Source organism: Metabacillus idriensis (genome assembly GCF_009674765.1).
Lineage (GTDB): Bacteria > Bacillota > Bacilli > Bacillales > Bacillaceae > Bacillus_P > Bacillus_P idriensis.
The window spans coordinates 901,407-907,406 of sequence record NZ_WKKF01000002.1 but is presented as its reverse complement, the minus strand read 5'-3'; the positions used below and the strand labels follow the sequence as shown (position 1 = coordinate 907,406).

4 protein-coding genes are annotated in these 6,000 nt (G+C 42.3%); all 4 read right to left on the bottom strand.

The features are described from left to right. Positions 1 to 275: 275 nt before the first annotated feature. Positions 276 to 2,144: a PTS fructose transporter subunit IIABC gene (locus GJU41_RS12990; RefSeq protein WP_154318839.1), complete on the bottom strand. Its 1,869-nt coding sequence runs from the start codon at positions 2,142 to 2,144 to the stop codon at positions 276 to 278. A 24-nt stretch (positions 2,145 to 2,168) separates the two neighbouring features. Continuing rightward, positions 2,169 to 3,080 carry a 1-phosphofructokinase gene (pfkB, locus tag GJU41_RS12985; protein ID WP_154318838.1) on the bottom strand — a complete coding sequence of 304 codons (912 nt, stop codon included), beginning with the start codon at positions 3,078 to 3,080 and terminating at the stop codon, positions 2,169 to 2,171. Then, on the bottom strand, positions 3,077 to 3,829 hold the full coding sequence (locus GJU41_RS12980) for a DeoR/GlpR family DNA-binding transcription regulator (RefSeq protein WP_154318837.1): 753 nt from the start codon (positions 3,827 to 3,829) through the stop codon (positions 3,077 to 3,079). The genes pfkB and GJU41_RS12980 overlap by 4 nt, the downstream gene beginning before the upstream one ends. Before the next feature lie 310 nt (positions 3,830 to 4,139). Continuing rightward, a complete protein-coding gene (locus GJU41_RS12975; RefSeq protein WP_154318836.1) occupies positions 4,140 to 5,903 on the bottom strand; it encodes an ABC transporter ATP-binding protein in 1,764 nt (587 codons plus the stop codon). Positions 5,904 to 6,000: the final 97 nt, after the last annotated feature.

Sequence of the window (6,000 nt, the reverse complement as noted above, 5' to 3'; positions counted from 1 at the left end):
ATTTTGTGAAAACAGTTTAACCAAATTAACCTACGATGTTACGAGTAAGGAGCTAGTTTCGTTCATGATAACTCGGCGTGCCTGCGGGGTCTCCCATTTCGCTCTATTTCCCGCAGGAGTCAAGTTTATCCGCCACAATCCACTTAAGATTTTTAACATGTAGTCTAAAAACAACAAAGTTTACGAAAAGAGCCTACAGAAAAAAGCAGGCAGGAAATACCATTTGTTTTTCCTGCCTGCTTCATTTTAGAGACTTATTGGACAATCCCATTCTGTTATTCTTTTACTTCTTTTTTCATAAAGCCGACCATAACAGCTGTAATTAATGAACCGATCAAAATTGCTGCAACGTATAACAATGGATTTCCATCAACAATCGGGATAACAAATGCTCCCCCGTGGGGTGCGCGAAGTCCAATGCCAAAAATCATCGTAAGTGCTCCTGCTGCCGCAGATCCGATAATCGCAGCCGGGATAACACGAGCCGGATCAGCTGCTGCAAATGGAATCGCTCCTTCAGTAATAAAAGACGCTCCCATAACGTAATTTGTTTTTCCTGCTTCACGCTCCGCTTTTGTAAACTTCTTTTTAAAGAAAGTTGTGGAAAGAGCAAGACCAAGCGGGGGCACCATTCCGCCAGCCATGATAGCTGCATGCGGTGCAAAATTGCCTGCGTCAATCATGGCAATCCCGAATGTAAAGGCCGCTTTGTTGATTGGCCCGCCCATATCTACAGCCATCATTCCGCCTAAAATCAATCCGAGAAGCACAAGATTTCCAGTTCCCATGCCTTTAAGCCAAACTGTCAATCCATCATTTAATGCTTTCACTGGTTCGATAATAATAAACATCATAATCAGACCTGTCAGCAAAATACCGAACAGAGGATAAAGCAGTACTGGCTTGATGCCTTCAAGAGAATTCGGCAGCCCGCTGAATGCTTTCTTAAGACCGACAACTAAATAACCTGCGAGGAAACCTGCGATTAATCCGCCAAGGAAACCAGCTCCCCCTGTAGCTGCCATAAGACCGCCGACCATACCTGGTGCAAATCCCGGCCGGTCCGCAATACTCATTGCAATAAACCCAGCTAAGACAGGAATCATGAGATAAAAGGCATTGCCGCCTCCGATTGTGCTTAATGCTTCAGCTATAGGATGATAGGACGGGTCGTTAGGATCTGCTGCTTTAATTCCAAAAACAAAGGAAAGCGCAATGAGGATTCCTCCGCCCACGACAAACGGCAGCATGTTTGATACACCATTCATGAGGTGCTTATAAAAACCGCTTCTGCCTGTTTTAGGTGACTCGGCGGTTTTCTTCTCACCGCTGCTTTTATAAACAGGTGCATCTTGATCCAGCGCTTTTTGAATCAATTCCTGAGGCTTTCTGATTCCTTGAGCAACAGGCACCTGAATGACATGCTTGCCTGCGAAACGATCCATTTCCACCTGCTTGTCAGCAGCTACGATAATCGCTTCTGCTTCTGCAATGTCTTCAGCCGTCAAACCATTTTTAATTCCGCCGGATCCATTTGTTTCAACCTTGATGCTCACGCCCATCTCTTTCGCTTTTGCTTTCAGGGCATCTGCAGCCATATATGTGTGTGCAATTCCAGTAGGACATGCTGTGACAGCAAGGATTTTCTTGCCTGAAGTGGAAGATGCAGGTTCTTCTTCTGCTTCCATCTCTTTTTCTTTTTGATCAATAACAGCAAGAACTTCTTCTTTTGAAGCCGCCTCTTCAAGCTGCTTTTTAAAAGCTGGATCCATTAAAAAACTGGAAAGTCTGGAAAGCGTTTGCAAATGTTCGTTGTTTGCTCCTTCAGAAGCGGCAATCATGAAAAACAGATGAGCATTCTGGCCATCGAGAGATTCATAGTCTATGCCTTTTACAGAGCGGCCAAAGGCAATCGCAGGTACGGATACTGCACTTGTTTTTGCATGAGGAATGGCAATCCCTTCACCGATTCCTGTCGTGCTCTGCTCTTCCCTTGCCAAAATTGCTTTTTTATACTCTTCTTTATTTTTAAGCTTGCCTGCATGATCAAGTGTCTCAATGATTTCGTCGATAACAGCGGCTTTTGATTGTGCATTCAGGTCAAGGATAATCGTATCGCTTGTTAATAAATCTGTAATCTTCATTTTTCTTCCCCCTTCAATGAATATCTAAATCTCATTGACTTTCACTTCATTTATGAGTTTTGCTGCAAATTCCTTCTCCGTTAAATCTTCTGAAAAAGCAGTTGCGCTTCCGGTGGCAACACCCTGTTTAAAGGCTTTCTTATAATCCCCATGTTCTTTGTATCCTGCAATGAAGCCTGCAACAACTGAATCTCCCGCGCCAACTGAATTTTTCACTTTTCCAGGAGGGACATTTGCAAAATATGCTCCGTACTGATTGATGAATATGGCGCCTTTTTCTGCCATTGAAACAATCACATTCTGCACGCCCTCTTCAAGCAGTTTCTTCCCATAATGAACAGCTTCTTCCGTGCTGCTGACCTGAGTATCGAAAAGTTCGCCTAATTCATGATGATTTGGCTTGATGAGAAATGGTTTGCTTTGGAAAGTGCTTTTTAAAGCATTACCTGATGCATCAATGACAACTTTCACACCATTTATTAAACATGTATCAGCGATTTCTTTATAGAAGCTTTCGTCAAGAGCGGATGGAATGCTTCCTGCTAAAACAAGTACATCCTCGGCGTGCAATTCACTAATTTTCCCAAGTAATTCAAGCTTCTGTTCTTTTGAAATCTGAGGGCCCTGGCCATTGATTTCTGTCTCTTTAGCCGATTTAAGCTTGACGTTAATTCTTGTATGATCTGAAACACTGATAAAATCATGTGTAATTTCCTCTGATGAGAGAAATTCTTTAATGAACTCGCCTGTAAATCCGCCTGCAAAGCCAAGGACTGTGCTTTCTGTTCCAAGACGTTTCAGAACTCTTGAAACATTGATTCCTTTACCGCCCGGATAAACGTTTGCGCTCTCCGTGCGATTGAGGTGCCCCTCTTTAAAATCGTTTACCTTCACTACATAATCGATGGAAGGGTTCAGCGTACATGTGTAAATCATGCTGTCACAACCTTTATCTCTGTCTTTTCCTTAAAATCATAAGCGGTGTCTTCATCCAGTTCGTTCGTAATCACCGCTGCTTCATGCAGACCGGCAATTTTAGAGAACGAAATTTCATTGAATTTTGTATCGTCTGCAAGAATATAAGCTTCTTGAGACTGTGTGATGGCAAGCCTCTTGATTGCGGCTTCCTCAGGATCCGGTGTTGTAAAACCTGCTTCCGGATGAATGCCGTTTACACCCATAAAACATTTATCAAATCTGTATGCGTTTATCCCTGACTGTGCTGCACTGCCTACAAGCGCTCTTGTTTTCGGCTTTACAATCCCTCCAATCAGGTAAGTGGGAATTTGATTCTCAAGCAGCACTTCAAGATGTGAAACGCCATTTGTAACGACCGTTATTTCTTTTTCTTTTAAATATGGAATCATCTGCATGGTTGTAGTGCCTGCGTCGATGTATATGCTGTCTCCGTTTTTTACAAGGTCTGCTGCAAATTTGGCAATTCGTTCTTTTTCAGCAGCATTTTGTGATGACTTTTCAGTAACACTGAGTTCTTCTCCCTTTTGATGAAAAAGAGAAGCACCGCCGTGAACCCGCTTTAATTTTTTCTCTTTTTGGAGCTGGCTTAAATCTCTTCGGATGGTTGATTCTGAAGAAGATGTAGCATCAACTAATTCCTGTATCGTTGCGACCTGTTTTTCACCAAGTACCTTGATGATGATCCGGTGCCGTTCTGGTGTAATCATTCAGTCACCTCCAGCTAATCGTTCTTTTTACCTAAAATCTTTATCTTGAGTTCATTCTACCGTAAGCCCTTTCATAAATCAACCAAAAACTTTCAAAAACAATCATTATTAATCATAAATTCTATTATTCAATCAAAAACAGTCAAAAATTCTCTGATTCACTCTTTCATTTTTCAGATAAATCCTAAATGGTATGTCATATGAGTTCTATGAGTACCCGAGACTCAGATTTTTCTCGTATAATGGTGTCATAAGCACGCGTGTACTTTCCCTGAACCTTTTCACAGCAAAAAAGACCATCTGATCAAACTCAGACAGTCTCATTTAACCTAATATCATTCAGTTTTAATTGCTGAACAGCAAACTCTCTGTACATCGGATGAGTTTGCAGCAGTTCCGAATGTGTGCCTGTTCCGGTGACTCTCCCTTTATCCAAAAAGATAATTTGATCGGCATCAATGACCGTGGACAGTCTGTGGGCAATGACGATCGTTGTCCGTCCGGCCATTAAGTTGCCAAGTGCTTTTTGAACAACGATTTCAGAATGGCTGTCAAGGCTTGAGGTTGCTTCATCGAGGAGGAGGATTTTAGGATCCCTGATCAGCGCTCTGGCAATGCCGATGCGCTGACGCTGCCCGCCTGAGAGTTTAACGCCTCGTTCACCTACTTGTGTATCATAGCCGTCAGGATATTCTTCAATAAATTGATCCGCATAGGCCATCTTCGCTGCTTTGGCTATCTCTGCATCCGTCACTTCTCTCGTTAATCCATAACAAATATTTTCTTTAATTGTGCCTGATGTAATCGGACTTTCCTGAGAGACATACCCAATATGCGCTCTCCACGAAGCAAGGGTAAAGCCGTCTATTTTTTCATCCCCAAGATAAATGGCTCCGCCTGTCGGCAAGTAGTAACGTTCGACTAGTGAAAACAGTGTCGTTTTTCCGCTTCCGCTTGGTCCGACAATAGCCGTAGTCTGACCCGGTTTAATCTCAAGAGTAACCTTGTTTAATACTGGTTCTTCTTTTTTGTAGGCAAAATCAATCTCATTAAAGTGGATCGATTGATGAATGTCCTCTATTTTCTTGCCTGAATGAAGGTTTTCCTCCTCCTCTTCAAGAATTTCTATGATCCGTTCAGAAGCTCCCATTGCTTTTTGCAGCTGCGTGAAAAAAGCCGTAAATTGAGTCATTGGAATGACAATCTGAAAGAGATAAAGAATAAAAGCAACCAGATCCCCTGAAGATAGAACTCCTGCTTGAACTCTTAAACCGCCGTAGCCGAGAATCACTACCAGCAGTGACATAATCACAAGTGAGATTAACGGGCCAATCCATGCATGAATTTTCGCTTCAGCCAACCCAAATTGAAAGAGACGGCCTACTCCGCTTTTTCCTGAGGTGTACTCTTTTTGTTCAGCATTCGAGGATTTCACTAAACGGACATGAGATAACACTTCAGTTAATAACGCTGTAAAGCTGGCCGTTTCATCCTGAAGACCTTTAGATACTTTGTACATTTTTCTTCCCAGCGGAAGCAGAATTAATATGGAGAGAGGAATCAAGGCAAGCATGATTAGCGTCATTTGCCAGTCCAGATAAAGGAGAATGCCAAATGATCCTATTATGGCAATGATTCCTGTAAAGAAGTTTGTAATATGATCTGTAATCAGTCCTTTTAAAATGGCCGTATCATTTGTCATCCGGCTGATCATTTCGCCGGTTTTGTGCTCGTCATAAAATCGGACGGGAAGATGGATATGCTTATTCCAAAGCCTTTCCCTTAATCGGGCAACGACATGCTGACCGACATGATTGAGCAAGTAAATGGATACCCCGCTTGTAATTGCCTGTGCGATAAAAGCTGATATCAGCAGAAAAATATGCACACTTCCAAAATGGTCAAAGCTGAAATCATCGATTAAATTCTTTGTGAATAAAGGGATGACCAGACCGACAACTGTAGATAAAACGCTGAGCGTACCTGCAATCGCCATTTTTGTCTTTGAAGGCCTTGTCTCCCGTATAAGCTGAAAGAATACCCGCCATTTGCCGCCTGTCTTTTGTGAACTCATCTCATTTTGTCTCCTAACTTGCGTACTATCCTTTATTATACATTTTCCTTCTTAATAGTTTAAATTTGAAACTTCCTGCACTCTCCGCATGTATTTC

Bases quoted from the DNA above. Each gene is read 5' to 3' on its own strand.
- GJU41_RS12990 (WP_154318839.1), bottom strand. From the start codon at position 2,144: ATGAAGATTACAGATTTATTAACAAGCGATACGATTATCCTTGACCTG.
- GJU41_RS12975 (WP_154318836.1), bottom strand. From the start codon at position 5,903: ATGAGTTCACAAAAGACAGGCGGCAAATGGCGGGTATTCTTTCAGCTT.
- GJU41_RS12980 (WP_154318837.1), bottom strand. From the start codon at position 3,829: ATGATTACACCAGAACGGCACCGGATCATCATCAAGGTACTTGGTGAA.
- pfkB (WP_154318838.1), bottom strand. From the start codon at position 3,080: ATGATTTACACATGTACGCTGAACCCTTCCATCGATTATGTAGTGAAG.